This window comes from Pseudomonas sp. GW456-L13, assembly GCF_017350115.1.
Classification (GTDB): domain Bacteria; phylum Pseudomonadota; class Gammaproteobacteria; order Pseudomonadales; family Pseudomonadaceae; genus Aquipseudomonas; species Aquipseudomonas jessenii.
On record NZ_JACNAS010000001.1, the window covers coordinates 2,954,399 to 2,980,125 of the forward strand.

Sequence of the window (25,727 nt, forward strand, 5' to 3'; positions counted from 1 at the left end):
CCGTTGCCCAGATAGCTCAGTCGGTAGAGCAGGGGATTGAAAATCCCCGTGTCGGCGGTTCGATTCCGTCTCTGGGCACCAAATACCGAAAACCCTGAATCGCAAGATTCAGGGTTTTTTTATGCCTTGGATTTGATGAAGCACCGATCCCGTCACCCTCGAAACAACAATTCCCACCTCCTGTTACCACGCCAGCCAGTACCCGTAATGGTTGCCGGGGCTAAGTCCCGAAAGCTTCAGACATTGGTTATCGGTCCTTCCTGGCAGTCTCTCGGGTCTGTCGGAACACTCCGTATGCTCTAACGGAAATGGATGACATACGCTGAAAATGAAATTGAGCAGAATCGGGGGAGGAGCTGCCGCATAACCGGGAGCAGATACACAACAGGGATATAGACAATGACTGAGGTGATTCAACCAGACGTCGAAACTGCTGAGTTTTTTACTGAACAAGAAATCAGGACTTTCAGCTTTGATATCCACCAGTCAGCATTGCTGCACAAGTTGGCCAAAGAGCTGACCGCCATCGGCGGGCCTCAAGCACCAGGAGCCAGGTCCAAAGCCTCTCTGGCAGCCACCGAATTAACGTTCCTGTTTTCGAAAGACCAATGCGAACTGCTGGATGCCTATTCCGAAGGCCTTGTTTGCGTGTTGATCTTTGAAGGGCTGCAAAAAATCTCAGACGCCATCCCTCCAGATGCACTACCAGACCAGACATCCCTGGAAAACCGATACGACGTCCTTTGCCTGGCCGCCCGTAATCAGATCTTGTTGAAACTGGTGGGTAACAGTGCCTTTGCCTACGACATGGACAATGAAGGAAAACTGGTTCGACTGGTGGCCAACTTCAAGGGCGGCGGGCTGACCAGAATCCCTGCCGAGCCGGACATCAAGGAACTGAGTTCCCATTCCGGCCTCGCGCTTGGCCCGCATACAGAGGCGCCTTACTGGTGCGCCGTGAACGCGAAAGACGGGCACTCGCCCTCTCCATCGTCGCTCATACTATCCGCCTTGTGGAACCCGAGCATTGAGCCTACGCGAGTCATTCCACTACCTCCCATACTCGAAAAAATTGGCGTCACCAACTGCCTCGCACTAACCACGGGTAACTTCCAGTTCACTCGTAGTGACTCCTTTGTCAGTGGCAAAGGGGAAGATGGCCGCAACGTTTCGATTCTGGAGTTCGACGACAAGGCAGGGTTCGCAGCCCGCTTTAACACGTATCGTTTTTCGGTCAATGACAACGCCTCGACCTTTGTGAAAGCGGCTTACACTGCCCTTTGCCAAGGTGTGGGTGAAGCAACTCCGGTCGAGTACACGCTGAACCAGGAATCGGCCATGGTCATCAATAACATCCGGGCTCTGCACTGTCGCGATGTCATCAAAGACAACAGACGGGTCTTGGTTCGTATTTTCGGACTTTCAAAATTTTCTTGCCCCATCGTTGTTTCCGAAGACCCGCTAGTGCTGCAGGGCTGATTTTTTATATCACCAGCTGTTGAACGACCAGTCATGTGATTACCGGCCAATAACCATAAAGAGAGAATGCAATGTCTTGGGATGTAATTGGCATGTTGGCGCTCGTCGCTTTTTTCGCCGGTTTTTTTGATGCGATTGCCGGTGGTGGCGGTTTGATCACCTTGCCTGCATTGTTCCTGGCAGGTGTAGATCCGATCAGTGCAATTGCCACGAACAAGTTCCAGGCCGCTTCGGCAACAGTTTCAGCAACGGTAACCTTTGCTCGCAAAGGAATGATCGAGTGGCGCGAAGGCCGTTTCCTGGTTATCTGCGGATTTGTTGGCGGCGCCAGTGGTGCCTTGCTGGTCAGCACTATTGATAAGCGCTATCTGGAAGTTTGCGTGCCTATCATGCTAATTCTGGTAGCCATCTATTTTGCGCTCTCTCCAAAGCTGGCCAATGAAGATCGACGCAAGAGAATCAGTGTTCTGTTTTTTTCGTTTAGCGTTGCGCCGATCCTGGGTTTTTACGACGGTATATTTGGCCCCGGTGTGGGCTCTTTCTTTATTGTCGGATTTGTACTGCTCTGCGGCTTGGGCATGATGCGGGCCATGAGCTTTACCAAGCTTGCCAACGCCTCATGTAATCTCGGCTCTCTGTCGGTCTTTATCACTAAAGGTGTGATTATCTGGCCGATCGCCATAGCCATGGCTTTGGCGGCCTTCATCGGCGCTCAATTGGGTGCACGGGCCGCTGTCCGGGTCGGACCACGGTTGATCAAACCCATGTTGATCGTGGTCTGCTGCGCTTTGGCCATCAAGCTGCTGAGCGTAGAAACCAACCCTTTACGCGTTGCACTCATCCAAGCGTATGCAGGTGTTAATCACGATAAACCCTGAGTCGCAGGACTCAGGGTTCAGAGCCTCTCGTTAACTTGCATCATTCCAGTGGAAAACCAGGTTACGGGCTGCACCATTGCCAACATCGGCAACGTCCTGCCGTGTTTCGCCGTTACGCGTCGCAATGACCGTATATTTACCGGCAGGCAGTTTCACGTAAACCAGCGGACCGGCGTCATTGAGCGTCAGTACGGTCTGCCCCGGGGCTTTCTGAATAACTACATTCACGTCAGAAGTGTATTCATTTCCCGTCCCGACAGAGAACGTCATGTGCAGGTTGTAGCCAGTGGTCTGCTGGATGGCCTTGGACTCATCCTCGCCGATACCGCCGGACAGGTAGGTGATGCCGTTTTGCTCCTGGCTTTGCACCTGCACCCCCTGGCTATCGATGGGCTCAAGGCTGGCGGCAGGTGTCATCGCTGGAAACATCAGCATGCCTGCAGCGGTGAGGGGCAACAGGAGTGTATGGAGGTATTTCATGATGACGACTCCCGGGTTCTGCGGAACCCAATCGTTACATCCTTTGGATTTCCAGTCGCAGGGAGGGGTTTTAGATTGATTTGGCCTGAGTACGAAACGTACTACGCCATTTGTTCCTCAGCCCTCGCCCGGATTTAGACCCGTCCTGCCGAAGAGCCCGGTATTTCCTGCCTGTTTCTCAGCAACTCCCGGCATCTTCGAAGGGGCTCTCTTGTCATTCTCTTTCGCTGTTCAACCTGCTGCGGAAGACCTCATGACGGCCCCCACCCCCAACGACACTCACGACCCTTATCTCGCATCACTGCTTGGCAACCTTGGCAAATTGATCCTTCAGGCACGCCAGAAAGTGCTTCGGGCGGCCGACACCGTGCAAGTGCAAACCTGTTGGCAAACTGGTCGGCACATCGTTGAGTTCGAACAGAACGGCGCGCGACGGGTCAGGTATGGCAAAGAGTTACCGTCGACCTTGGCCAAAACGCTAACTGCGGAGTTCGGAAAGGGATTTGACGCTTCCAACCTTCGGTACATGCGTCTGTTCTATCAAGCCTTTCCAATTCGTGACGCACTGCGTCACGAATTGAGCTGGACCCACTACCGCCACCTGCTTCGGGTCGACAACGACAGCGCTCGTCTTTGGTACATGAACGAATCAGCCACCCAAAACTGGTCAAGCCGAGCGCTGGAGCGCCAGATCAATACGTTGTATTACGAACGCCTGCTGGCGAGCCGCGATCGCGGCAGCGTCAAGCAAGAGGCCGCCACCCACATTCAAAACATGAAGGCCAGCCCTCGGGATTTCATCCGTGATCCGGTGGTACTGGAGTTTCTTGGTTTACCCAATGCCGGCAAGCTTCAGGAAAGCGAGATCGAACAAGCGCTGATCGAACAATTGCAGGGCTTCTTGCTGGAACTGGGCAAGGGTTTCGCATTCATTGCCCGCCAACAACGCATCAGCACCGACAGCAAAGACTTCTACATCGACCTGGTGTTCTACAACTACCTGCTCAAGTGCTTCGTCATCTTCGATATCAAGCGCGGTGAACTGACCCATCAGGACCTGGGGCAGATGGACATGTACGTGAGTATGTACGACGACCTGAAACGCAGCGCGCAGGACAGCCCCACCGTCGGCATCATTCTCTGTGCGCAAAAGGATGAATCCGTGGTGCATTACTCAGTGCAGGAAGGAAACGAGCAACTGCTCGCCAGCAAGTACAAGCTTGTCCTGCCGAGCGAAGAGGAACTCCGTAATGCACTGGATCGGGAGCGGATGGCACTTGAAGAACGACGGCTCGACCAACCACTGCGTTGAGGCCAATGGATTGTTCATCAACGACATCAAGACTATTGTTGGCAGCTACCCGCAAAGGTCCGACGCCGATGAATTTGCAGGAAACGCCTTCACTCGTCCCAACTCAAATCGAGTTGCCATTGCAACGCGTTGCGTCCGGTGAACCGTTCAAGGAAACCGCTGCAGACGGCTTTGTCCTCGGCGGCTTCACCTGGCGACACCCTTCTCGGGACGCCGCTCGTCCGGTCGTGATCATCAATGCCGCCACCTCGGTCCGTTGTCGCCACTATTCGCGCTTCGCCGACTACCTGTTCGCCCACGGCTTCAATGTCATCACCTATGACTACCGCGGCATCGGCGAGTCGCGGCCGGCATCGCTCAAGGGTCTTCAAGCCTCGTGGACCGATTGGGGAGCGCTGGATTTCGAGGCGATGCTCAAGCGCGCACAGCGTGAGTTCCCCCAACAGCCTATCGATGTGGTCGGCCACAGCTTTGGCGGCTGTGCAGCGGGCCTGGGGGCGTCCGGGCACCTGATCCGGCGCCTGGTGACGGTCGGCGCGCAATTCGCCTACTGGCGCGACTATGCGCCCGCTCATCGCTGGCGGATGTTCGGCAAGTGGCATGTGGTGATGCCGCTGGTGACGATGCTGTGCGGCTACTTTCCGGGCAAACGCCTTGGCTGGCTGGAAGACACACCCGCCGGCGTGGTCCGTGACTGGAGCCTCTCCACTGCCCGCTACGAGAAACGCTCCAGCGGCCGCACAATCAGCAAAACCGCCGGGCAGCTGCCCTTTGCCGACGTCACCGCGCAAACCCTGGCCATCAGCATCAGCGACGATCCCTACGGCACGGTCCCGGCCATCGAACGCCTGCTCGGCTACTTCACCGGCAGCACAAACTCCCACCTACGTATCCATCCCGAAGACATCGGCGAAGAAGAAGTCGGACATTTCGCCTTTTTTCGCAGCGCATACCAAGCCACACTATGGCCCATTGCATTGGCCTGGTTGCAAAACGGCGAACTGGTCCCCGGCACACCCGGGCGAACGGTGCCACGCAGCTGAGCCACCCGCCCCTTTCAACGAATTACGGAACGACACCCATGGCCTCCGCCAACAAACAGCAAAAACGCGCCTCCCGCGCCAAGGCCAAGGCCAAGGCCAAGCAGAACCGCACCCAGCGAGCTGCCGCGCCGGTGGAACTGGACCCGAACGACGATCGCATCGACTTCGAATCGGTGGACCTGACCGAACTATTCAAGAAAATGATCGACGCCGAAAAGATCAGCCAGCAAGCCCTGTGCACGGCCTTCCTCGAAGATCCGTTGCTGGAACTGGTGTACGAGCAGGAAGGCGAGGAAGGCGCGATGGACTTCATCCTTGCCGCGCTGATCGAATATCGCCAATGGTCGACTGAAACCGACGAAGCCGGCGCCCTGGCGTGGATCGAATCACCGGCCTTTCAGGCCGACTACGTGGCGGCGTCCGACGCCATTGCCGCGCAAACCCAACAGAAACCGAACTGAGTTCCCATGGCCTCCCTGAACAAGCAACAGAAACGCGCCAAGCGCGCAAAAGCCAAAGCCAAGCAGATCAATATCCACGGCCGCAAACCCGCCGCGCTGGACGATGACCTTGGCCACCTCGCCGAGCCGATCCCGGAATACACCCTGGCGATGTTCAGCAAAATGCGCGACGCGGAAGCCGTCAGCCGCAGCGAAATGCTCTCGGTGCTGCTGACGAACCTGGCCTTTATCATCATCGACCATCCAGAACTGCTGGACATGGAAAACGCCGACGACGAAGGCATGGCCGCCACCCACCTGGCCGCCGACATGCTGATCGACTACCGCATGTGGGCCGACGGCATGGACCGCGAGACCGCCCAGGCGTGGCTGAGCGAACCGCAGTTCATTGCTGACTTCGGTGACGCACTGGATGTCTACCGCGAGTCGCTGGAAGCGCCGGAAGAAAAAGCCGAGTAAGGGTTACGACTCAAACAAAAACGGCCGCTTGTCATCACTGACAGCGGCCGTTTTGCGTTACGTGGTATGGATCAGTTCAGCACTACCGCGCCACGCTTTTCCAGTTTGCGACGGCGAGCCACCAGCAAGCCGGCCGCTACCACCAGAGCACTGAGCAAGCCGGTCGCGAGAATTTCCACACGATGGGCTTCCTGGAACAGCATGATGGTCAGGGCCGCGACGATGAAGACGATCACCGCGTAGGTCAGGCCCGGGAACAGCCACATGCTGAAGGCAATTTTCTCCCCGCGCGCTATACGCTGCTTGCGCATGCGCAGTTGCGAAATCGCAATCACCAGGTACACCAGCAATGCGATGGCGCCGGAGCTGGCCAGCAGGAATTCGAACACCGCAGCCGGAGCCACGTAGTTGGCGAATGTTGCCAGGAACGCTGCGCCAGTGGACAGCATCACCGCCCAGTATGGCGTGCCACTTTTGTTGGTGCGGGTGGACATGGCCGGCGCATCGCCGCGCTTGCCCAGAGAGAACAACATCCGCGACGAGGTGTAGAGCGCCGAGTTCAGGCAGCTGGTCACAGCGACCAGCACCACGATGTCGACGATCATCTTGGCGTTAGGGATGCCCATGCGCTCAAGTACAGTCTGGTAGGAGCCCAGGCTTGCCAGTACCGGGTCGTTCCAAGGCACCAGAGCCACGACGATGAAGATCGACACGAGGTAGAACAAGCCGATCCGCCAGATAACCGAGTTGGTGGCCTTGGAGATTTGCTTGCCAGGGTTCTTCGATTCCGCGGCCGCGATGGTCACGATCTCGGTGCCCATGAAGGAGAACATGGTGGTCAGGATGGCACCCAACACCGCGCCCATGCCGTTTGGCAGGAAGCCCTGGGTGTCGAACAGATGGGAAACGCCGCTGACCTGGCTGCCCGGCAGGAAGCCGAAGATCGCCATGAGGCCCAGAACAATGAAACCGATGATGGCCAACACTTTGATCAGGGCAAACCAGAACTCGAATTCACCGTAGTTCTTCACGCTGAACAGGTTGGTCACGGTCAACAGCATCGTGATGACCAGGGCGAATGCCCAGATGTCCACGCCAGGGAACCAGGCATGCAAGATGGTCGCGGCAGCGTTGGCTTCCAACGGGATCACCAGAACCCAGAACCACCAGTACAACCAGCCGATGGTGAAGCCGGCCCAGTGACCGATCGCGCGGTCGGCGTAAGTCGAAAACGAACCGGTGTCCGGCGAGGCAACGGCCATTTCGCCGAGCATGCGCATCACCAGCACCACCAACATGCCGGCGGCGGCGTAAGCCAACAGAACAGCCGGACCTGCAGCGGCGATGGCGTGACCCGAGCCAACGAACAAGCCGGCGCCGATAACCCCGGCAATCGACAGCATGGTCACGTGGCGCGGTTTGAGCCCCTGTTCGAGGCCATTAGAGCTTTGGGTACTGCTCATTAAAACTACCTTTGTAAGGAGAAGCGAATGCGTGCATCCCGTTCGGCGGACCTTCTCGTAAAAAGAAGCCAACAGGGCGTTCTGGATTCTGCACGCAATAATTGCGCCAAAATATTTCAAAACCCTCTAGCCCGGCGATCTCGCCTCGACCGGACGGTCATCGCAACCCTTTGAATTTAATGGCACTTTGCCAAAGCGTTACCCTGCGCCCCACTTTTGCGGTTACATCAGCGCACCGGAAACACACCTGAAAAGTGCTCCGCGCACATTAAAAGTGCACAAGCGGTGCATTTGGCCGGATAGCGCTTCCAACACCCTGTCAAAGCTGGCAACATCGCGCCTTTTTTTGCGGCAGCCACCGCGCTTTTTATCGACAGGCAAGGTTCAAACGGCTGTTCGGTTGTTGATGGGGCGACAGTCTGCTGCGTCGATGCGACAACCTGCCACACACCAGCCGATTACCGTCCGTAGCGCTGTTGGCTGCCATTGAAACGCTATGCTAGGTTGGCCGCCTCGCCAGGAAGGCCGCCAACAGCAGGAGCGCAACATATATGAGGAACGCACATGGCTGAGGCCACGCCCGCGCTTGAAATCCGCAACTTGCACAAACGCTACGGTTCGCTGGAGGTGCTCAAAGGCATCTCGCTGACCGCCCGCGACGGCGATGTGATCTCGATCCTGGGTTCCTCCGGCTCCGGCAAGTCCACGTTCCTGCGGTGCATCAACCTGCTGGAGAACCCGCACCAGGGCCAGATCCTGGTCGCCGGCGAAGAACTCAAGCTCAAGGCCGCGAAGAACGGTGAACTGGTGGCCGCCGACGGCAAGCAGATCAATCGCCTGCGCAGCGAAATCGGTTTTGTATTTCAAAACTTTAACCTGTGGCCGCACATGAGTGTGCTCGACAACATCATCGAAGCCCCGCGCCGCGTGCTCGGCCAGAGCAAGGCCGAAGCCATCGAAGTGGCCGAAGCCCTGCTGGCCAAGGTCGGCATCGCCGACAAGCGCCATGCCTACCCGGCGCAGTTGTCCGGCGGCCAGCAACAACGCGCGGCCATCGCCCGCACCCTGGCCATGCAGCCCAAGGTCATCCTGTTCGACGAGCCCACCTCGGCGCTTGACCCGGAAATGGTCCAGGAAGTACTTAATGTCATCCGCGCACTGGCCGAAGAAGGCCGCACCATGCTGCTCGTGACCCACGAAATGGGCTTCGCCCGTCAGGTCTCCAGTGAAGTGGTGTTCCTCCACCAGGGCCTGGTAGAAGAGCAAGGATCGCCACAGCAGGTGTTTGAAAACCCGCTTTCGGCGCGCTGCAAACAATTCATGTCCAGCAACCGCTAACGGAGCTACCCACATGCAGAACTACAAAAAGGTCTTCCTGGCTGCCGCCGTCACCCTGGCGTTCAGCGCCGGTGCCATGGCCGAAACCCTGAAGATGGGCATCGAAGCGGCTTACCCGCCGTTCAACAATAAAGATGCCAGTGGCAATGTCGTCGGCTTCGACAAAGAGATCGGCGACGCTCTGTGCGCCAAGATGAAAGTCGAGTGCACCGTCGTGACCTCCGACTGGGACGGCATCATCCCGGCCCTGAACGCCAAGAAGTTCGACTTCCTGATCTCCTCGATGTCGATCACCGACGAGCGCAAGCAAGCGGTGGACTTCACCGACCCGTACTACTCCAACAAGCTGCAGTTCATCGCCAAGAAAGACATCGACTTCAAAACCGACAAGGCCGCGCTCAAAGGCAAGATCATCGGCGCCCAGCGCGCGACCCTGGCCGGCACCTTCCTGGAAGACAACTATGGTGACGACATCACCATCAAGCTCTACGACACCCAGGAAAACGCCTACCTCGACCTGACTTCCGGCCGCCTGGACGGCATCCTGGCCGACAAGTACGTCAACTACGAATGGCTGAAAAGCGACGCTGGCCGTAGCTACGAGTTCAAGGGTGACCCGGTGGAAGAGAGCGACAAGATCGGTATTGCCGTGCGCAAGAAAGACCCGATCCGCGAGAAGCTGAACACCGCGCTGAAAGAAATCGTCGCTGACGGCACCTACAAGAAGATCAACGACAAGTACTTCCCGTTCAGCATCTATTGATACTGACCTGCCTGACCGGCGCCTGATGGCGCCGGTTCTCGGCCTTGCCTGCCGCGATTTGAAAAGAAATCCATGATTATCGACCTCTACGGATTCGGCCCGGCGCTCGCCGCTGGCGCGCTGATGACTGTGAAACTGGCACTCTCGGCCTTGTGCCTGGGGCTGGTACTCGGTCTGCTCGGCGCCTTGGCCAAGACTTCCCCGTACAAGCCGCTGCAATGGCTTGGCGGCACTTATTCGACCCTGGTTCGCGGTATCCCGGAATTGCTCTGGGTGCTGTTGATCTACTTCGGCACGGTCAACCTGATGCGTGCCCTGGGCGAGTTCTTCGGCAACCCCGACCTTGAACTCAACGCCTTCGCCGCTGGCGTGATTGCGTTGGGCCTGTGCTTCGGCGCCTACGCCACGGAAGTGTTTCGCGGTGCGATCCTCGCCATCCCCAAAGGCCATCGTGAAGCCGGCGTGGCCCTGGGCCTGTCGAAATGGCGCATCTTCACCAAGCTGATCATGCCGCAGATGTGGCGCATTGCCCTGCCGGGCCTGGGCAACCTGTTCATGATCCTGATGAAGGACACCGCGCTGGTGTCGGTGATCGGCCTGGAAGAAATCATGCGTCATGCGCAAATCGGCGTGACCGTCTCCAAGCAACCGTTCACCTTCTATATGGTGGCCGCGTTCATGTACCTGAGCCTGACGGTGCTGGCGATGACCGGCATGCACTTCCTGGAAAAACGTGCCGCTCGCGGCTTCGCGAGGAGCACCCAATGAACTGGGAAGTCATCATCAAGTGGCTGCCGAAACTGGCCCAGGGCGCAACCCTGACCCTGGAACTGGTGGCCATCGCCGTGATCGCCGGTTTGCTGCTGGCCATTCCACTGGGTATCGCCCGCTCGTCGCGCCTGTGGTGGGTGCGGGCATTTCCCTACGGCTACATCTTCTTTTTCCGTGGCACGCCGTTGCTGGTTCAGCTGTTCCTGGTCTACTACGGCCTGGCGCAGTTCGACGCGATCCGTAACAGTTCGATGTGGCCGTACCTGCGCGATCCGTTCTGGTGCGCCACGGCGACCATGACCTTGCACACCGCGGCCTACATTGCGGAAATCCTGCGGGGCGCCATCCAGGCGATTCCACCGGGCGAGATCGAAGCGGCACGGGCACTGGGCATGTCCAAACCAAAAGCGCTGTTCTACATCATGCTGCCGCGCGCCGCGCGCATCGGCCTGCCGGCCTACAGCAACGAAGTGATCCTGATGCTCAAGGCCAGCGCCCTGGCCAGCACCGTGACCCTGCTGGAATTGACCGGCATGGCCCGCACCATCATTGCCCGGACCTACCTGCCGGTGGAGATCTTCTTCGCCGCGGGCATGTTCTATCTGGTAATGGCTTACGTGCTGGTGCGTGGCTTCAAGCTGCTGGAGCGCTGGTTGCGCGTCGATGCCTGCCAAGGGCGTTGATAGCGGCGTGTTGACGGGCGAGGCCCTGCTCGCCCGTTTCACCGCGCTGGATGCTTTTCTGACAGAGCATCAGGCACTGTGGAAACCCCGACCGTTCACTCATCGGCATCTTCCCTGGGAAGCGTCCTACCCGGAGCTGGCCGCATGGCTACGCAAGCGGTCGCTGGAAGACGCGGAAAACGCTCACAACCAACCTGCCCTTCTGAATGCACCGGAGCCCTTTGCTTCCCTGGCAACAATGTCCGCGGCCTTGAGTGCCGTGGATGAGTTGCCGACTCGCACACTCGAGGCGGCGGGCCATCGGTTGAACGTCGATGTACCGGGGCGCAAATGGCAACAGATCGAAGCCTTCGCCAGTCGGTTGCAGTTTTCCGAAGCACCGCAGCATTGGATGGACTGGTGCTCGGGTAAAGGACATCTGGGCCGCCGCCTACTGCAACCGGGGCAACAACTGACGTGCCTGGAATACGACCCGGCACTGGTAACCAGCGGCCAGGCACTCAGCCAGCGCCATCACCTGCATGCGCTGCATATCGAACAAGATGTGCTCGCGGCAGACGCAGCTTGTTTACTGGGTGCGTATCACACGCCCGTCGCGCTTCACGCCTGCGGTGATTTGCATGTGCGGCTGATTCAACTCGCCAGCGTCACAGGCTGCAAACAGCTCGCCATCGCGCCGTGTTGCTACAACCGGATCAGTCTTGCCCAATACTCACCGATTTCCTCGGCCGCCCAAGGCTCCGGCTTACAGCTTTCCCTCGACGACCTCGCGTTGCCCATGAGCGAAACCGTTACCGCCGGTGCCCGCGTGCGACGTCAACGCGACACCTCCATGGCCCGGCGCCTGGGCTTCGACTTGCTGCAACGGCAACTACGCGGCATTGACGAGTACCTGCCAACCCCTTCCCTGCCCAGCGCCTGGCTGGACAAACCCTTCGCCGATTACTGCCATCATCTGGCCACTCTCAAAGAGTTATCCACAATCGGCCCGCAAGATTGGCCAGCCCTCGAAGCCGCCGGTTGGCAGCGACTGGCCGAAGTGCGCAACCTTGAACTACTACGCGGACTTTTCCGACGCCCACTGGAGCTTTGGCTGGTCCTTGACCGGGCACTTTTCCTCACCGAGCAGGGCTACAGCGCCCGTGTCGGCACCTTCTGCGAAACTCCGCTCACGCCGCGTAATTTCCTGCTCCTGGCCGAACGCGCTTAAATACATCCGACCTGTGGATAACTCTGTTGATGAAATAATCGTGGATCCAATATCCACGCCTGTTTCAGGGCTAAATCCACACTGTTCATTTTTTATACACTCGCATAAAAAATCGAAAAAACAGGTATTTGCGAACAAACGAGAACGGATCCACAATTTCGACCTAAACCCAGTGCGCTGCCAATGGCATTGTGCATAAGCATTTAATCAAAACGACATAAATGCCTAATCCCGGATCGCAGACAGGGGAAATTGCACCCTTTCATTACTCTTGATATACACACACGCAAGGGCGCCGGCAGCGCGGCCACGAACAAGAACATTCCTCCGACAGGATGCGCCAGTGACGTTCATTTCCTACGCACAGAATTTCGAAGACATACGCCTGTGGCGCGCCCTCAAAACCGTCGAGAACGGCTTCTACATCGACGTCGGGGCAAACGATCCCACCCATGACTCCGTCACCAAGGCGTTCTACGACAACGGCTGGACCGGCATCAACGTCGAACCGATGCCCAACTATTTCGAAGCCCTGAGCCAGCAACGCCCCAAAGACACCAACCTGCAGTGTGCGGCCGGGGAAAGTGCTGACGAACTGACCTTCTACGGCATCGCCGGCACCGGCCTTTCGACCCTGGACCCGGCCATGGCCAAACTGCACCGAGACGCCGGCATGGACGTGCGCAGCCAAACGATCAAGTCCCGCACCCTGGCCTCCATCTGCGAAGAACACGCCCAGGGCCGCGCCATTCACTTCCTGAAAATCGATGTCGAAGGCCACGAAGAAACCGTCCTGCGCGGCATGGACTTCAGCCAATGGCGGCCATGGGTGATCCTTATCGAAACCCCCTGGGCCCGCGACCAGGCCTGGGAAAACCTCGTCACCGACGCCGGCTACCACTCCATCCTGTTCGACGGCATCAACACCTACTACCTCGCCGAAGAACACCTGAACCTCAAACCCGCCTTCGACATCCCGCCGTGCAACCTGGACGAGTTCCAGTTCTGCAAAGGCCACAATTTCAGCCACCCTGTCGGCGACACCGAACACCAACTCGCCGCCGCCCTGCAACGCGCCGAACAGGCCGAAGCACAGCTGCGCGCGATGCAAAACAGTCGAACCTGGCAAGCCATCCAGAAACTCAAGAAAACCCTGCTGCGAGCCTGACCTGAAGCCCGAACAAAAATAGTCAAAATTCAGGGGTTTACAGAAGCCAACCAATCGCTATAATCGTCGCCCTGACACGCCGGTATAGCTCAGATGGTAGAGCAACTGACTTGTAATCAGTAGGTCCCGGGTTCGATTCCTGGTGCCGGCACCATACAAAACGAAGCCCTTGCAGAAATGCGAGGGCTTTGTTGTTTCTGGCATCCGGAAATCCAACTGCTACCCCCCCTGTAAATACCGCATTACCCCTTACCGACAGCCTGCACCAAAATCTACCTGCACACCTACCCGTTACAATTTCACTTCGGGATGACGTTGACGACCTTCTCCAGCTACCTATAATGCACCCCAACACACCCGCCAAGCCTAGGTTGACCCAGTCAGCAAGCTCAAATCGTGCGGGTTTTTTTTGCCTGGAGAAAACTACAATGAGGCCCTTCGACAAGCCGGCCCTCAGCGTAGAACAGCAATTGGAACTGCTAAAGCAACGAGGCCTGCACGTCGCCAACGACGATCGGGCCATGCGCTTTCTCGAAGTGGTCACGCTGTTTCGACTGAGTCCCTACATGCGCCCCTTCCAGGAGCCAGACCCTGAACACACCTTCAAACCCGGCAGCACTCTGAAAGCAGTCGTCGACATCTACCGCTTCGATGGTTCGTTGCGACGCATAACCATGGATGCCATCGAACGTGTCGAAGTCGCCGTACGAGCGACTATCAGCAATCACATGTGCCCTAAGTATGGGCCTGACTGGATAGCTGACGCGTCAGTCTTCTCCTCGTCATACCCACACCTCGAGCTGTTGCGTCCACTGCGAGAGCAATTGAACAAGGAGCGCAATAAACTCAGACGTGATATTGAGCGCATCAAAAATGGCCGACAGGCCGATGGGCTCCAGCAACAGCGGATCGAAAACCGCATGCGCGATAACTACTTCCGATACTACGGAGCGACCTATGCCCACCCTGAGCTGCCGCCCGCTTGGGCGGTCCTGGAAGAACTCAGCCTTGGGACGGTATCTACCCTCTTCAATGCCATAGGCAGAAGTGCCGATAAAAAAGCTATCGCCGCCAGATTCAATCTGCCCTTCGATGTATTGGCCTCCTGGCTACACACCCTGACTTTCATTCGAAACTGCTGCGCCCATCACTCACGGCTATGGAACCGAGAGCTCTCGATTCGACCAGCCTTACCCAAAGAATGGGTCATCCCAACTGCACCTGCCGACCGGCCTCAACCCAAGCAGCGGCTATACATCGTATTGACGATGCTGGCCTACCTAACCGACTTGATCAGTCCAGACAGCCAGTGGAAGCTTCGCTTGGCCGAAATCATGGATCAGCAAGAACCGGGTTATTTGAGACTCATGGGATTTCCAAATGACTGGAAACGTCAGCAGCAATGGTGCTTGGAACAGGGAAGCCAGAAACTGCAGGTATCGCCTCCACCATTCCCCCCAACCTAAATATCCGAAAATAAATCCGTCCCCTTTTCGCAGTCCCTTTTCGCACGCTTTTCGCAAGTCCATAGAGCGTTATGTTGGCAGCCCTCAGGCCTTTGAACGAATCAGTGAATTTTTTGAGCATTGCAATGTGCTACAAGAAGCACCAATACTCGATTTAATCGATCACTTAATAGAGATCCCTGAGATCGATGTTGGCAAGCAGGCCCTCTTCCTCCACGCCAAAGATAATCACGATAAAAAGTTTGATTACTTCATGTTGACTGGTGACAAGAGAGCTCTGCGAGCAATCTGCGCCTATGATCAGCTTGATGCCTTTGAGTTCCTTCGAACCAAGGTGGTGTGCTTAGAATCGTGCATGATGGACATCATCGACTATGCCGGCTTCGATTACATAAACAAAAAAATCTCAGCTGCTCGCCCTCAAATTGCTGAAGAAAAATATGACAAAGTCTTGCGGGCAGCCTTTGGGAAAGAGCGAAATCAAGAGCACTGCGTTGATTGCCTTAGGCATTATTGCAGTGACATCCGTTGGTTGCTTTCTTAATTAAAGCTAATAAAACTCAACGAATACTCTCACCGAAATTGATGTTCACTTAGAACTTTGGACTTCGTAGCCTCAAATTTCACCACTTAGTTGAAATTGGCAAAATTTTCACATGTACAGAGCCAAAAAAGCCGCCTCAAGGGCGGCTTTTTCGTTGGGTGCGATTGTTACCAGTTGAAGTAGATCAGCTCATTGGCCTGCTTACCGCCTTGCTCCCCACCATATGCCGGAATGGCACTTCCTTCAGGCGAAGCCCCGAGAACACCTCCCGGATCTGCGGATGATCGTTGATTGAGATGACCATGTGGCCCTTGATCGATGCTGCCAGCTCTCCTCAAGCACCTGACACATCCAACTGGTCAGGTGGAATGCAAATGGGTGGGCGAGTCGACGGAATTATCAGCCGCACGTCGCTCCGTAGTGTCAGGGCTTCGGCAGTACCAGGATGCGATTTTCGCGTCCGCGAAAATGGAAGCTACCTCATGCTAATCACCCTGTGTGCCCCTGCTCAAAAGTTGAACGGGAACAGTTGAACACCTGGGGCAGTTTTCGGTCAGCGGCAGCACGCCAAATCATCACATAGTCAGTATTGATCGTCATAATGACCATTAATTCGTTAAATCAACGCACTTTTCGTCTTATCGTCGCACTCGCTTGCTTCTAGACTACTTTCCCCCACGGGCTCTGCCTTCTTGTTCACCAGGAGCGCGACCTGTCGAGTGTTACTTCTTCCATAGTGTCATACGAGCTCCATAACAGTACTCATGTGTCACAAGCGCTCATGTTGGTCCTTAGGAATAAAAACAATGAAAAGAAAATTTCTGACCCTTTCTGCGTTGGCTTTGTGTGTAGCTGCCGGTTCCGCGCTGGCCAAGGAGTACAAGGAGTTGCGCTTCGGCGTTGACCCCTCTTATGCGCCGTTCGAATCCAAGGCCGCCGATGGCAGCCTGGTGGGCTTCGATATCGACCTGGGCAACGCGATCTGCGCTGAGCTGAAGGTCAAGTGCAAGTGGGTTGAAAGCGACTTCGACGGCATGATTCCCGGCCTCAAGGCCAACAAGTTCGATGGCGTGATCTCTTCCATGACGGTCACGCCGGCACGTGAGAAAGTCATCGATTTCTCGAGCGAGCTGTTCTCTGGCCCGACCGCGCTGGTATTCAAGAAAGGCACGGCCGTCGGCACCGATCCGGCTTCCCTCAAGGGCAAGAAAGTCGGCTACGAGCAAGGCACCATCCAGGAAGCCTACGCCAAGGCCGTGCTGGACAAGGCTGGGGTAGAGACGCAGGCCTACGCCAACCAGGACCAGGTGTACGCCGACCTGATCTCCGGCCGCCTCGATGCCTCGATCCAGGACATGCTGCAAGCCGAACTGGGCTTCCTGAAGTCGCCGCCAGGCGCCGACTTCCAAATCAGCGAACCGGTCGAAAGCCCCCTTCTGCCAGCCAAAACCGCCGTGGGCCTCACCAAAGGCAACGCCGAGCTCCAGGCCTTGCTGAACAAAGGCATCAAGGCACTGCACGACAATGGCACCTATGCGGCCGTCCAGCAGAAGCACTTTGGCGATCTGAATCTCTACAGCGGCCAATAATGACCCTGCGCCCATTTCCGGATGGGCGCTTTCTGGATTGACGTAGGGCTGCCCAATGTTCGAAAACCTGTTGATGATCCTGGGGCTGTCAGGCTTCAGCCTCAAGGGCTTTGGCCCGCTGTTGCTGCAAGGTTCCTGGATGACTGTCAAATTATCCTTTCTGTGCTTGCTGGTGAGCGTTGGTCTGGGCCTGATCGGCGCCAGCGCCAAGCTTTCGAAATCGGCACTGCTGCGCGTCCCTGCGCAGGCCTACACCACGCTGATCCGCGGGGTGCCGGACCTGGTGCTGATGCTGTTGATCTTCTACAGCCTGCAAACCTGGCTGACCAGCCTGACCGAAGCACTGGGCTGGGACTATATCGAAATCAACCCCTTTAGCGCCGGGGTCATTACCCTGGGCTTCATCTACGGGGCGTATTTCACCGAAACCTTCCGTGGCGCCATCCTTGCCGTACCCCGAGGGCAGATGGAAGCGGCTACTGCCTACGGCCTGACCCGCGCCCAGCGCTTTCGCCTGGTGGTGTTCCCGCAAATGATGCGTTTTGCCCTGCCGGGCATCGGTAATAACTGGATGGTGATCCTCAAGGCCACCGCGCTGGTGTCGATCATTGGCCTGGCAGATCTGGTCAAGGTGGCCCAGGACGCGGGCAAGAGCTCCTATCAGCTGTTCTTCTTCCTGATACTGGCCGCCTTGATCTATCTGGTGATCACCACCGTTTCGAACTACGTCTTGCGCCGGATGGAAATCTTCTACGCCGCAGGCACCCGGGAGGCCGTGCGATGATCGAGCTACTGCAGGAATACTGGAAACCGTTCCTGTTCCAGGACGGCACTCACATCACCGGGCTGGCCATGACCCTCTGGCTGCTCAGTGCCTCGATCTTCTTCGGCTTCGTGATGTCGATCCCGCTGTCTATAGCCCGGGTCTCGACCAATGTCTGGGTGCGCTGGCCGGTGCAGTTCTACACCTACCTGTTCCGTGGCACACCGCTGTATATCCAGTTGCTGATTTGCTACACGGGAATATACAGCCTGGCCGCGGTACGAGCTCAGCCAGTGCTGGATGCGTTCTTTCGCGATGCGATGAACTGCACCATCCTGGCGTTCGCCCTGAACACCTGCGCTTACACCACGGAGATCTTCGCCGGGGCGATTCGCAGCATGGCCCATGGTGAAGTCGAAGCGGCCAAGGCCTACGGCCTGACCGGCTGGAAGCTGTACACCTACGTGATCATGCCGTCCGCCCTGCGTCGCTCGCTGCCTTATTACAGCAACGAAGTGATTCTGATGCTGCACTCGACCACCGTGGCCTTCACCGCGACCATCCCGGACATTCTGAAAGTCGCGCGGGACGCCAACTCGGCGACCTTCCTGACCTTCCAGTCGTTCGGCATCGCCGCGTTGATCTACCTGGCAGTCACTTTCTCCCTGGTCGGCCTGTTCCGCCTGGCTGAACGCCGTTGGTTGTCCTTCCTCGGCCCGGCTCACTAATTCAGGATGCTTGTTCATGTACAAACTGACCGTTGAAAACCTGCACAAAAGTTACGGCAACCATGAAGTCCTCAAGGGCGTTTCGCTAAACGCCAGGACCGGTGATGTGATCAGCCTGATTGGCGCCAGTGGTTCGGGCAAGAGCACCTTTCTGCGTTGCATCAACTTCCTGGAAACGCCCAACGACGGCGCCATGAGCCTGGACAGCCAGCCGATTAAAATGGTCCATGACCACCACGGCATGCGCGTGGCCGACGCCAATGAACTGCAACGCATCCGCACTCGCCTGGCGATGGTGTTCCAGCACTTCAACCTGTGGAGCCACATGACCGTGCTCGACAACATCACCATGGCCCCGCGCCGGGTGCTGGGCGTCAGCAAGAAGGACGCGGAGGATCGCGCCCGGCGCTACCTGGACAAGGTCGGTTTACCGGCACGGGTTGCCGATCAATACCCGGCGTTTCTCTCGGGCGGTCAGCAGCAACGGGTCGCCATTGCCCGTGCCCTGAGCATGGAACCGGAGATCATGCTGTTCGACGAGCCGACTTCGGCCCTGGACCCGGAACTGGTGGGCGAAGTACTCAAGGTGATCCAGGGCCTGGCCGAAGAAGGCCGCACCATGATCATGGTGACCCACGAAATGAGCTTTGCGCGCAAAGTGTCGAACCAGGTGCTGTTCCTGCACCAGGGACGGGTCGAAGAACAGGGTGCGCCCGAGGACGTATTAGGCAACCCCAAAAGCGAGCGCCTGAAGCAGTTTCTAAGCGGCAACCTGAAGTAAGTCCAATAAGCAGACATATCGTCTCGGTCACGGTGTTCGATAGCGCGTATCAGCAAGGAAAAATTGTGCCGAGCCGATATGTCTCGCTCCTTCAAAATGGTCGATCAAGTAGAAGCAACCGTGCCGCCAGAGCTGTCATCACCGCAGCGAAGCTATAGGCACCAAGGCGTTTAGAGATCATGCCTTCGCGAAAGCGCACATGCAGCTGTCCGGCGCAAAATCCGAGCAGGGAATGGAAGATCAATGCGATCAGCGCAAGCAACAAACCCAAGAACATTAATTGCGAGGTGACACTACTGGTACCTACGGTGACGAACTGCGGTAGGAATACCATGAAGAACAACAGCGCCTTGGGGTTTAACAAACTGTTGAGCGTGGCTCGGACAAAGATCTTCTTCAGCGAGGCCTGTGTGGCTTGAGACTCAGTATCCGAAGTAGAAGTCTTCAATGCCTGCCACGCCAGCAACATCAGATAACAAGCCCCGGCCCAGCGCAGCAAGTCAAACGCCGGCGCCCAACTCATCACCAACACACCGAGGCCTGCGCTAACCATGACGGTCATCAGCACATCGGCCAGGGTTATTCCCAGTGCTGCAGCGAGGCCGGCACGCCATCCATGAGCAACCGCATGGCTGCTGACGATAGCCATGTTAGGGCCAGGAACGATCAACAACAGCAAGGCGGCAACAATGAACAGGTAAAGGTTAGTGGTATCCGGCATAGAGCATAAGTCCGTGAGTGAGGAGTAATGCTAACCAGTAGTAAATAGGCAGGAGCAGATACAGTGCGGATGGATTTGGCCGCAACAGTCTGGTTTGGACAGGAAAAATAATCTGGTCGACGGCATGGTAAAGCAGGTGCGGTTGGCCGCTTCTGGCTGTGGATTCAACCGGTCGACGCAACAGATTGGCTAAATCGTTCAGCGGGTGTTTCGTAGTTTAGTGTTTTTCGAGGGCGGCTATTTAGCTGCCTTGCTACTTCATTGAGTGTGGCGTACGAATGAAACGGCCGCATAGGCAAAAGCGTCGACAAAAAAGCGATCGCTAGCAGATTCAATCTGCCCTTCGAAGTATTGGCTTCCAGGCTCCACACCCTGACCTTCATCCGAAACTGCTGCGCCCACCACTCACGGTTATGGAACCGAGAGCTCTCAATTCGACCATCCTTACCAAAAAGAATGGGTTATTCCAAACAAAACCCTCGTAGCAATACGAGGGCTTTGTTGTTTCAGGGGTTTGAAAAAACGCTTTCAGTGTCCCGCGCTCTGACCACCGTCCACGTGCAGGATTTCGCCAGTGACGAACTTGGCGCCGTCCAGATACACGACCGCTTGCGCAATATCATCGATCTCGCCCATGTGCCCGACCGGGTGCAGATTGCCCAGTGCGGCATGGGTTTCTTCGCCATGCATGGGGGTCTTGATGATGCCCGGGCTGACTGCGTTCACCCGGATCCCGCGCTTGGCGTATTCGATGGCCAGGGATTTGGTTGCCGCGTTGAGGCCGCCCTTGGTCAGTGAAGCCAACACCGATGGCACGCCGTCGATGGCGTGGTCCACCAGGCTGGTGGTGATGTTGACGACGTGGCCGCTGCCCTGCTTTTCCATCTCGGCGATGGCGAGTTGGGTGATGTAGAAGAAGCCATTGACGTTCACCGACAACACATTGGCGTAGTCCTCTGCGGTATACGCGGTGAACGGCTTGGCGATGAAGATCCCGGCGTTGTTGACCAGGGTATCGATGCGACCGAAACGGGAGATCGCTTCACGGATGACGCGCTGGGCGGTTTCCGGCTCGCCGATGTCACCGGCCACGGTGAGAATGTCCGGATCGGTGGACGGCTTGATCGAACGCGAAGTGGCGACGATCCGGTAACCGAGTTCACGAAAAGCTTTGACCATACCGTCGCCGAGACCCTGGGATGCGCCGGTGATAACGATGACTTTTTTCGAAATGCTCATGATGAAGACCTCTGACAATTAAAAGTGGGGTAGAAATCTGTAATCAGGCTTCGGCCGGGGCGTTCACCATTTGTCTCAACATCTGTTCGTAGTACTCGACCGATTGCGAACCGGACACCAGGTGGCGACCGTTCAGCACCATGGCCGGAACCGAGTTGATGCCGTGCTGGCGGTAATACATTTCAAGCTCACGCACTTCGCTGGCGAATGCGTCGGACGCCAGCACCTCTCTCGCCCCTGTCGCATCCAGCCCCGCTTCAGTCGCCAGACGCACCAGCGTCGATTGATCGCTCGGGTTCTGGCCTTCGCTGAAATAGGCCCGTAGCAGCACCCTCTTCAGCTCGACTTGTCGCCCTTCCTGCAACGCCCACAGCAACAATCGGTGCGCATCGAAGGTGTTGTAGAAATGCGTGCGCTTCTCCAGATCGAACTTGAAACCAATGGCCTCGCCGCGAGCGATTTGCATGGCCTTGCCGGCGGCGACGTCGTCGGCTGTTCTCCCGTACTTGCGCATCAGGTGCTCGACCGCTTGCTCACCTTCGGCCGGCATGTCCGGGTTCAACTCGAACGGCTTGTAGGTCAGCTCGACCGAGACTTCCCCGGCCACGTTCTCGATCGCCTGCTCCAGCGCCGTCGCCCCCAGCGCGCACCAGGGGCACACCACATCGGAGATGAAATCGATGGTGACGGAGGACGTCATGACTGCCCTTCCGCCTCGGCCAGTTGCTTGCGGTACTGGGTGGTGGTGATGCCGGCGTAACCCCAGTTATCGGTGTCGACTTCCTCGATCACGATGTGGGTCAGGTCAGGGCGTTTGTTGAGGACGCGCTCCAGTGTTTCAGTGATCTCGGCAATCACCTGAGCTTTCTGCTCAGTGGTAACGCCATCTCGGGTGATGCGTACGGATACGAAAGGCATGAGGGAAACTCCAGTGACCTTCCCGTCGGGATGATGGGAGAGGCGTTGGAGCTCAATTTATGGAGTTTGCTGGAAGGGATAAAGGTGGGAGCGGGAACTTCATTAGTTACGTAGTGTAATGAGTTAAAAAGAGGGCATACAAAATACTCGCGCCCATCGAACGACTTGGCGACTTCTCAATTTCGGCGATGTGTTGAGCAGAAAGTTTGCCTTCTTGACTAAATCGCTTGAAGGTCACGCAGTGCCTCAGGATGCTGACTCGCCACGCGCAACAGCGTCTGCGCCGCTCCCGTCGGTTGCCGTCGCCCCTGCTCCCAATCCTGCAGCGTTCGCAAACTGACTCCAATCAGCTCGGCGAATGCACTTTGAGACACACCCACTTTGGCCCGTGCTTCAGCAGCCGCAGACAGCGGCACCTCAGTCACCCGAGCAGCTTTGCCTGCTTTCATTTGACGCACAGAGTCCAGCAAGTCCTGCTGGAATTGCTCCAGTTCATTGACCATTGCTGATTTCCTCCTTCAGTTGCTTGAGGAAGGCTGCGGGTAAATTGTCGAACTTCGCCTTGGTGTAGGCGATTAACAACCAGATTGAGCCTTCAGAAAGCGTGTTGTAGTAAATGACACGGGTACCGCCTCGTTTGCCCATCCCGCTACGGGACCAACGAACCTTGCGCAGACCGCCGCTACCAGGAACCACATCGCCCGCCAACGGATTAGCCGCCAGCCAGGTAATGAATTCATGACGTTCGCCATCGTCCCAGATGGATTCAGCATAACGCTTGAAAATTTCGGTTTCGATAATCGTGAACATGGGCATGACTATACGGCATTGCCGTATAGTCGAGCAATCGATTTGAAGTGCTAAGACGTGTCGCAATTTTCCACTTTTTGCGACACGTCCTCCGAACATTTCGCCGCGGACGACACGTTCTCAAGACGTGTTGCCAAAATCGTGTTTCGGCGACATGAGCAAATCGACAACAAAAAAGCCCCGAACCAGTTGGGGCTTTTCCTTTCTCAGCCCTTCATCAGGCCTCGAAACCGCAACCGCTCATCAGAAGATGTTGATCGGGTAATCCACAAACACACGCACTTCGTTGCCGCTGACGTTGTACTCGCTCGACTTCTGCGACACACGCAGGACCGAGCTGCGCAGTTTCACGCTGAGGTCTTTGGCCGGGCCGCTTTGGACGACGTATTTGATCTGGTTGAAGATCTCGCGCTCGGTGCCGCCTTCGCTGGTGGAGGTAGTGATGTTGTCACCGCGCACATAGGCCACGTTGTAACTCAGGCCCGGTACACCGAAGGTGCTGAAGTCCAGGCCGTAGCCCACTTGCCAGCTGCGTTCGTCTTCAGCGTTGAAGTCGGACCAGTAGGAGTTCGCCAGGTAGATGGTGTTGCCACCGTCGCCGACGCGACCTTGATCTTTCTGGTAGCCGCCGTAGGCGTAGCCCAGGTTGCTGTCGCCGGTGCTGCGCTGGTGTGCGAGGGTGAACGAGTGCGGGCCGGTGATGAAGGTGGCCGCCAGGCTCCAGATCTTGTTGTCGTCGCCAGTGATACCGTTTTCGCGGACGTAGGAATCTTCCAGCTTGGTGCGGTAGCCGTTGAAGTCCAGGGTCAGGGACTGATCCTTGTCGATCGGGAACACGTAGTTGGCGTTCACGTATTGTTTCTTCAGCACGTCTTCGACGTCGGAAGCGTAGAGCGCGGCCTTGAATTGCTCGGTGAACTGGTAGCTACCGCCCAAGACGTTGATCGACTTCAAGCCACCGCTGTCACGGCCTTCGGCGCTTTTGCGCGATTCGGCGGTGAAGCGGCCGGCGTCCAGTTGCAGCCCTTTGATCTCCTTGGAGGTGATCAGGGTGCCGGTGTAGCTTTCCGGCAGCAGGCGCGAATTGTCGTAGTTCAGTACCGGCAGGGCCGGCATCTGGTCGCCGTAGGTCAGGGTGGTGCTGGACAGGCGGAACTTGATCGCTGCGCCGCCCTTGGACAGATCGTCAGCCGGCTGGCCGCTGTCGCCCTTTTTGAAGAAATCGATGCCTTGCGCGCCGCTACGGTCTTCGTTGCGCTCCAGGTTCAGAGCGTATAACCCGAAAGCGTCCACACCCACGCCCACGGTGCCTTGGGTGAAGCCGGACGAGAACGTGCCGATGGCCGCCTGGCCCCACTCGGATTTATCCGGGTTGCCGTCTTTGTAGTCACGATTGATGTAAGCATTGCGCAGCAGCACTTTGAGGCTGCTGTCTTCAACAAAACCCTTGGATTCGGCCTGGTCGTTCGCCATGGCCTGTGTCGCACTCAACATCCCCAGAGCGATCAGGCTGATTCGCTTGTTCAACATTTTGTTCTTTTCCTTATTTCCGGTTGATACGCGCTGTGCCGAACGGCCGAAACGGCGCTATCGCGCTCTTTTTTCATGACGAAAACAAAAAGGCCCGCCCACGATTTCTCGCGGCGGGCCTTTTTATAATTTTTGATCGTGGCGGTTGGCCACAGGCGTTGGGCCGAATCGTAGCTGCGCCCTTAACGATGTGTCAATTTCATGAATCCTCTAAAAATAGGCGAAAACCGTCTAAGAAATTGCTTTACGCAGCAGGAATGTTCAATTGCTGCAGCCATCGAGGCCGCAGGCTGCTACGGAAATGGATGATCCCTGATCGGGCAGCGACTGACTCAGCCACTGCGCAAATGCCTGGGGTTTGCCCAGCCACGGCCCGATATCGATCAGGGTGAATTGTTCATTGTGCTCAAGCGCCAGGGTCGGAAAGCCCTGCCCACCGACCTTGGCCAAAAGCGCCCGGCTGTTCCTGATATGGCCTTCGGTGTCGGCCGCCCTGAAGGCTCTTTCGAAGGTTTGACGGTCCAGCCCCATGCCGTGGGCCAGTTCAATCAGTACCGATTCGTCGGCGATGCGGCGCCCCTCCACGTAGTGAGCACTTTGCAAACGCCCCAACAACTCCAGCCCGCGACCTCCCATTTGCTCGGCAGCCAGCACCGCAGCGATGGGTGGCGCCGAGTCGAACACGGCGGTGTGATCACGCAACAAACCTTCGAAATAGTCTTCACCGAACGGCTGCCCGCTGTATTCGGCGATGCGCCGGTCATGGGGCATGACATAACTGCGCAGTTGTGGCGATACCTTTTGCCGATTGGCCCCCGTCATCATGCCGCCGCCGTGGGCAATCACGGGCAGCACAGCCTGGGCGGCCTGCACCAGCGGTTTGGCGCCGTAGCACCAGCCGCACAATGGGTCGTAGATGTAATGCAGGATCATGGGAAGGCTCCGACAGAAATTCAGGAAAATTCGATGTCGGCAGGTTAGTGCTCCAGCGGCTCCGGAAAAACGCCGGATTGGCTTTCAGTCTGTTGCTTGAATCGGTCGAATGGTTGCGCAAGTCCTCTGTATCAACTCAGACACAACTCGAAACAATCAAATGATATAGATTCTCAATTACATCTAACAACGGCAAA

Annotated in this window: 28 protein-coding genes and 2 tRNA genes; 20 read left to right on the forward strand and 10 right to left on the reverse strand. The window is 57.0% G+C overall.

Features of this window, described 5'->3' with window-relative positions:
- The first annotated feature begins 5 nt into the window (after positions 1-5).
- The 3 genes from J4D25_RS13280 (at position 6) to J4D25_RS13290 (ending at position 2,357) form a co-directional block, all read left to right on the forward strand.
- Positions 6-81 (forward strand) — tRNA-Phe (locus J4D25_RS13280).
- Positions 82-399: 318 nt separating this feature from the next.
- Positions 400-1,479 carry a hypothetical protein gene (locus J4D25_RS13285; RefSeq protein ID WP_057712417.1) on the forward strand — a complete coding sequence of 360 codons (1,080 nt, stop codon included), beginning with the start codon at positions 400-402 and terminating at the stop codon, positions 1,477-1,479.
- 71 nt (positions 1,480-1,550) lie between these two features.
- Positions 1,551-2,357 carry a TSUP family transporter gene (locus J4D25_RS13290; protein WP_057712418.1) on the forward strand — a complete coding sequence of 269 codons (807 nt, stop codon included), beginning with the start codon at positions 1,551-1,553 and terminating at the stop codon, positions 2,355-2,357.
- A 30-nt stretch (positions 2,358-2,387) separates the two neighbouring features.
- On the opposite strand, the gene J4D25_RS13295 is transcribed toward J4D25_RS13290, so the two are convergent.
- Complete coding sequence (locus J4D25_RS13295; protein WP_057712419.1) at positions 2,388-2,837, reverse strand: hypothetical protein; 450 nt, start codon at positions 2,835-2,837, stop codon at positions 2,388-2,390.
- A 253-nt stretch (positions 2,838-3,090) separates the two neighbouring features.
- Here J4D25_RS13295 and J4D25_RS13300 point away from each other — a divergent pair, with 253 nt between their 5' ends.
- From J4D25_RS13300 to J4D25_RS13315, 4 genes are all read left to right on the forward strand, one after another.
- On the forward strand, positions 3,091-4,149 hold the full coding sequence (locus tag J4D25_RS13300; protein ID WP_057712420.1) for a YhcG family protein: 1,059 nt from the start codon (positions 3,091-3,093) through the stop codon (positions 4,147-4,149).
- 68 nt (positions 4,150-4,217) lie between these two features.
- Entirely contained in the window at positions 4,218-5,192 is a 975-nt protein-coding gene (locus tag J4D25_RS13305; RefSeq protein ID WP_057712421.1) for an alpha/beta fold hydrolase, read from the forward strand.
- Positions 5,193-5,230: 38 nt separating this feature from the next.
- Complete coding sequence (locus J4D25_RS13310) at positions 5,231-5,653, forward strand: hypothetical protein (protein WP_057712422.1); 423 nt, start codon at positions 5,231-5,233, stop codon at positions 5,651-5,653.
- A gap of 6 nt (positions 5,654-5,659) precedes the next feature.
- Entirely contained in the window at positions 5,660-6,112 is a 453-nt protein-coding gene (locus J4D25_RS13315) for a hypothetical protein (protein ID WP_057712423.1), read from the forward strand.
- A 71-nt stretch (positions 6,113-6,183) separates the two neighbouring features.
- Here J4D25_RS13315 and gabP read toward each other — a convergent pair whose 3' ends face one another.
- A complete protein-coding gene (gene gabP, locus J4D25_RS13320) occupies positions 6,184-7,575 on the reverse strand; it encodes a GABA permease (protein ID WP_057712424.1) in 1,392 nt (463 codons plus the stop codon).
- Between the two features lie 564 nt (positions 7,576-8,139).
- On the opposite strand from gabP, the gene J4D25_RS13325 reads away from it, so the two are divergent.
- From J4D25_RS13325 to J4D25_RS13385, 13 genes are all read left to right on the forward strand, one after another.
- A complete protein-coding gene (locus J4D25_RS13325) occupies positions 8,140-8,913 on the forward strand; it encodes an ABC transporter ATP-binding protein (protein ID WP_007972784.1) in 774 nt (257 codons plus the stop codon).
- A gap of 13 nt (positions 8,914-8,926) precedes the next feature.
- Entirely contained in the window at positions 8,927-9,676 is a 750-nt protein-coding gene (locus tag J4D25_RS13330) for an ABC transporter substrate-binding protein (RefSeq protein WP_015093061.1), read from the forward strand.
- Between the two features lie 72 nt (positions 9,677-9,748).
- Positions 9,749-10,444, forward strand: coding sequence for an ABC transporter permease (locus tag J4D25_RS13335; protein ID WP_057712425.1), 696 nt, complete (start codon positions 9,749-9,751; stop codon positions 10,442-10,444).
- Entirely contained in the window at positions 10,441-11,130 is a 690-nt protein-coding gene (locus J4D25_RS13340; RefSeq protein WP_057712426.1) for an ABC transporter permease, read from the forward strand. Before J4D25_RS13335 ends, J4D25_RS13340 begins: the two co-directional genes overlap by 4 nt.
- Positions 11,111-12,340 carry a methyltransferase gene (locus tag J4D25_RS13345; protein WP_057712427.1) on the forward strand — a complete coding sequence of 410 codons (1,230 nt, stop codon included), beginning with the start codon at positions 11,111-11,113 and terminating at the stop codon, positions 12,338-12,340. The genes J4D25_RS13340 and J4D25_RS13345 overlap by 20 nt, the downstream gene beginning before the upstream one ends.
- Before the next feature lie 343 nt (positions 12,341-12,683).
- Positions 12,684-13,508, forward strand: coding sequence for an FkbM family methyltransferase (locus tag J4D25_RS13350; protein ID WP_057712428.1), 825 nt, complete (start codon positions 12,684-12,686; stop codon positions 13,506-13,508).
- 78 nt (positions 13,509-13,586) lie between these two features.
- Positions 13,587-13,662: transfer RNA gene (locus tag J4D25_RS13355), tRNA-Thr, on the forward strand.
- Between the two features lie 274 nt (positions 13,663-13,936).
- Positions 13,937-14,974, forward strand: a complete 1,038-nt coding sequence (locus J4D25_RS13360) for an Abi family protein (protein ID WP_057712429.1) — start codon at positions 13,937-13,939, stop codon at positions 14,972-14,974.
- A gap of 127 nt (positions 14,975-15,101) precedes the next feature.
- Entirely contained in the window at positions 15,102-15,518 is a 417-nt protein-coding gene (locus J4D25_RS13365) for a hypothetical protein (protein ID WP_057712430.1), read from the forward strand.
- Positions 15,519-16,324: 806 nt separating this feature from the next.
- Complete coding sequence (locus tag J4D25_RS13370; RefSeq protein ID WP_057712431.1) at positions 16,325-17,107, forward strand: transporter substrate-binding domain-containing protein; 783 nt, start codon at positions 16,325-16,327, stop codon at positions 17,105-17,107.
- A gap of 55 nt (positions 17,108-17,162) precedes the next feature.
- Entirely contained in the window at positions 17,163-17,891 is a 729-nt protein-coding gene (locus tag J4D25_RS13375; protein ID WP_057712432.1) for an ABC transporter permease, read from the forward strand.
- Positions 17,888-18,598 (forward strand): ABC transporter permease, encoded by a 711-nt coding sequence (locus J4D25_RS13380; protein WP_057712433.1) that lies wholly within the window; start codon positions 17,888-17,890, stop codon positions 18,596-18,598. The genes J4D25_RS13375 and J4D25_RS13380 overlap by 4 nt, the downstream gene beginning before the upstream one ends.
- A gap of 16 nt (positions 18,599-18,614) precedes the next feature.
- Positions 18,615-19,379: an ABC transporter ATP-binding protein gene (locus tag J4D25_RS13385; RefSeq protein ID WP_057712434.1), complete on the forward strand. Its 765-nt coding sequence runs from the start codon at positions 18,615-18,617 to the stop codon at positions 19,377-19,379.
- Positions 19,380-19,470: 91 nt separating this feature from the next.
- Here the strand turns inward: J4D25_RS13385 and J4D25_RS13390 are convergent, their stop codons facing one another.
- The 8 genes from J4D25_RS13390 to J4D25_RS13430 all read right to left on the reverse strand — a co-directional run bounded on the left by J4D25_RS13390 (position 19,471) and on the right by J4D25_RS13430 (position 25,530).
- Positions 19,471-20,100, reverse strand: coding sequence for a LysE family translocator (locus tag J4D25_RS13390; protein ID WP_057712435.1), 630 nt, complete (start codon positions 20,098-20,100; stop codon positions 19,471-19,473).
- 528 nt (positions 20,101-20,628) lie between these two features.
- Entirely contained in the window at positions 20,629-21,339 is a 711-nt protein-coding gene (locus tag J4D25_RS13400) for an SDR family NAD(P)-dependent oxidoreductase (protein WP_057712436.1), read from the reverse strand.
- A gap of 43 nt (positions 21,340-21,382) precedes the next feature.
- Positions 21,383-22,039, reverse strand: a complete 657-nt coding sequence (locus tag J4D25_RS13405; protein WP_057712437.1) for a DsbA family oxidoreductase — start codon at positions 22,037-22,039, stop codon at positions 21,383-21,385.
- Positions 22,036-22,257, reverse strand: coding sequence for a 4-oxalocrotonate tautomerase family protein (locus J4D25_RS13410; protein WP_008003165.1), 222 nt, complete (start codon positions 22,255-22,257; stop codon positions 22,036-22,038). Before J4D25_RS13410 ends, J4D25_RS13405 begins: the two co-directional genes overlap by 4 nt.
- A gap of 218 nt (positions 22,258-22,475) precedes the next feature.
- Positions 22,476-22,760: a DNA-binding transcriptional regulator gene (locus J4D25_RS13415; protein WP_057399227.1), complete on the reverse strand. Its 285-nt coding sequence runs from the start codon at positions 22,758-22,760 to the stop codon at positions 22,476-22,478.
- A complete protein-coding gene (locus J4D25_RS13420) occupies positions 22,750-23,067 on the reverse strand; it encodes a hypothetical protein (protein ID WP_046040827.1) in 318 nt (105 codons plus the stop codon). Before J4D25_RS13420 ends, J4D25_RS13415 begins: the two co-directional genes overlap by 11 nt.
- A gap of 243 nt (positions 23,068-23,310) precedes the next feature.
- Complete coding sequence (locus J4D25_RS13425) at positions 23,311-24,597, reverse strand: OprD family porin (RefSeq protein WP_057712438.1); 1,287 nt, start codon at positions 24,595-24,597, stop codon at positions 23,311-23,313.
- Between the two features lie 261 nt (positions 24,598-24,858).
- A complete protein-coding gene (locus J4D25_RS13430; protein WP_057712439.1) occupies positions 24,859-25,530 on the reverse strand; it encodes a DsbA family protein in 672 nt (223 codons plus the stop codon).
- Positions 25,531-25,727 lie beyond the last annotated feature (197 nt).

What these genes read in the sequence shown, in the direction of transcription:
- J4D25_RS13420 (WP_046040827.1), bottom strand. Translation starts at nt 23,067, where the DNA reads ATGTTCACGATTATCGAAACCGAAATTTTCAAGCGTTATGCTGAATCC.
- J4D25_RS13300 (WP_057712420.1), top strand. Translation starts at nt 3,091, where the DNA reads ATGACGGCCCCCACCCCCAACGACACTCACGACCCTTATCTCGCATCA.
- J4D25_RS13310 (WP_057712422.1), top strand. Translation starts at nt 5,231, where the DNA reads ATGGCCTCCGCCAACAAACAGCAAAAACGCGCCTCCCGCGCCAAGGCC.
- J4D25_RS13360 (WP_057712429.1), top strand. Translation starts at nt 13,937, where the DNA reads ATGAGGCCCTTCGACAAGCCGGCCCTCAGCGTAGAACAGCAATTGGAA.
- J4D25_RS13380 (WP_057712433.1), top strand. Translation starts at nt 17,888, where the DNA reads ATGATCGAGCTACTGCAGGAATACTGGAAACCGTTCCTGTTCCAGGAC.
- J4D25_RS13305 (WP_057712421.1), top strand. Translation starts at nt 4,218, where the DNA reads ATGAATTTGCAGGAAACGCCTTCACTCGTCCCAACTCAAATCGAGTTG.
- J4D25_RS13415 (WP_057399227.1), bottom strand. Translation starts at nt 22,760, where the DNA reads ATGGTCAATGAACTGGAGCAATTCCAGCAGGACTTGCTGGACTCTGTG.
- J4D25_RS13295 (WP_057712419.1), bottom strand. Translation starts at nt 2,837, where the DNA reads ATGAAATACCTCCATACACTCCTGTTGCCCCTCACCGCTGCAGGCATG.
- gabP (WP_057712424.1), bottom strand. Translation starts at nt 7,575, where the DNA reads ATGAGCAGTACCCAAAGCTCTAATGGCCTCGAACAGGGGCTCAAACCG.
- J4D25_RS13370 (WP_057712431.1), top strand. Translation starts at nt 16,325, where the DNA reads ATGAAAAGAAAATTTCTGACCCTTTCTGCGTTGGCTTTGTGTGTAGCT.
- J4D25_RS13410 (WP_008003165.1), bottom strand. Translation starts at nt 22,257, where the DNA reads ATGCCTTTCGTATCCGTACGCATCACCCGAGATGGCGTTACCACTGAG.
- J4D25_RS13290 (WP_057712418.1), top strand. Translation starts at nt 1,551, where the DNA reads ATGTCTTGGGATGTAATTGGCATGTTGGCGCTCGTCGCTTTTTTCGCC.
- J4D25_RS13405 (WP_057712437.1), bottom strand. Translation starts at nt 22,039, where the DNA reads ATGACGTCCTCCGTCACCATCGATTTCATCTCCGATGTGGTGTGCCCC.
- J4D25_RS13335 (WP_057712425.1), top strand. Translation starts at nt 9,749, where the DNA reads ATGATTATCGACCTCTACGGATTCGGCCCGGCGCTCGCCGCTGGCGCG.
- J4D25_RS13390 (WP_057712435.1), bottom strand. Translation starts at nt 20,100, where the DNA reads ATGCCGGATACCACTAACCTTTACCTGTTCATTGTTGCCGCCTTGCTG.
- J4D25_RS13425 (WP_057712438.1), bottom strand. Translation starts at nt 24,597, where the DNA reads ATGTTGAACAAGCGAATCAGCCTGATCGCTCTGGGGATGTTGAGTGCG.
- J4D25_RS13430 (WP_057712439.1), bottom strand. Translation starts at nt 25,530, where the DNA reads ATGATCCTGCATTACATCTACGACCCATTGTGCGGCTGGTGCTACGGC.
- J4D25_RS13330 (WP_015093061.1), top strand. Translation starts at nt 8,927, where the DNA reads ATGCAGAACTACAAAAAGGTCTTCCTGGCTGCCGCCGTCACCCTGGCG.
- J4D25_RS13375 (WP_057712432.1), top strand. Translation starts at nt 17,163, where the DNA reads ATGTTCGAAAACCTGTTGATGATCCTGGGGCTGTCAGGCTTCAGCCTC.
- J4D25_RS13400 (WP_057712436.1), bottom strand. Translation starts at nt 21,339, where the DNA reads ATGAGCATTTCGAAAAAAGTCATCGTTATCACCGGCGCATCCCAGGGT.
- J4D25_RS13385 (WP_057712434.1), top strand. Translation starts at nt 18,615, where the DNA reads ATGTACAAACTGACCGTTGAAAACCTGCACAAAAGTTACGGCAACCAT.
- J4D25_RS13315 (WP_057712423.1), top strand. Translation starts at nt 5,660, where the DNA reads ATGGCCTCCCTGAACAAGCAACAGAAACGCGCCAAGCGCGCAAAAGCC.
- J4D25_RS13345 (WP_057712427.1), top strand. Translation starts at nt 11,111, where the DNA reads ATGCCTGCCAAGGGCGTTGATAGCGGCGTGTTGACGGGCGAGGCCCTG.
- J4D25_RS13325 (WP_007972784.1), top strand. Translation starts at nt 8,140, where the DNA reads ATGGCTGAGGCCACGCCCGCGCTTGAAATCCGCAACTTGCACAAACGC.
- J4D25_RS13285 (WP_057712417.1), top strand. Translation starts at nt 400, where the DNA reads ATGACTGAGGTGATTCAACCAGACGTCGAAACTGCTGAGTTTTTTACT.
- J4D25_RS13340 (WP_057712426.1), top strand. Translation starts at nt 10,441, where the DNA reads ATGAACTGGGAAGTCATCATCAAGTGGCTGCCGAAACTGGCCCAGGGC.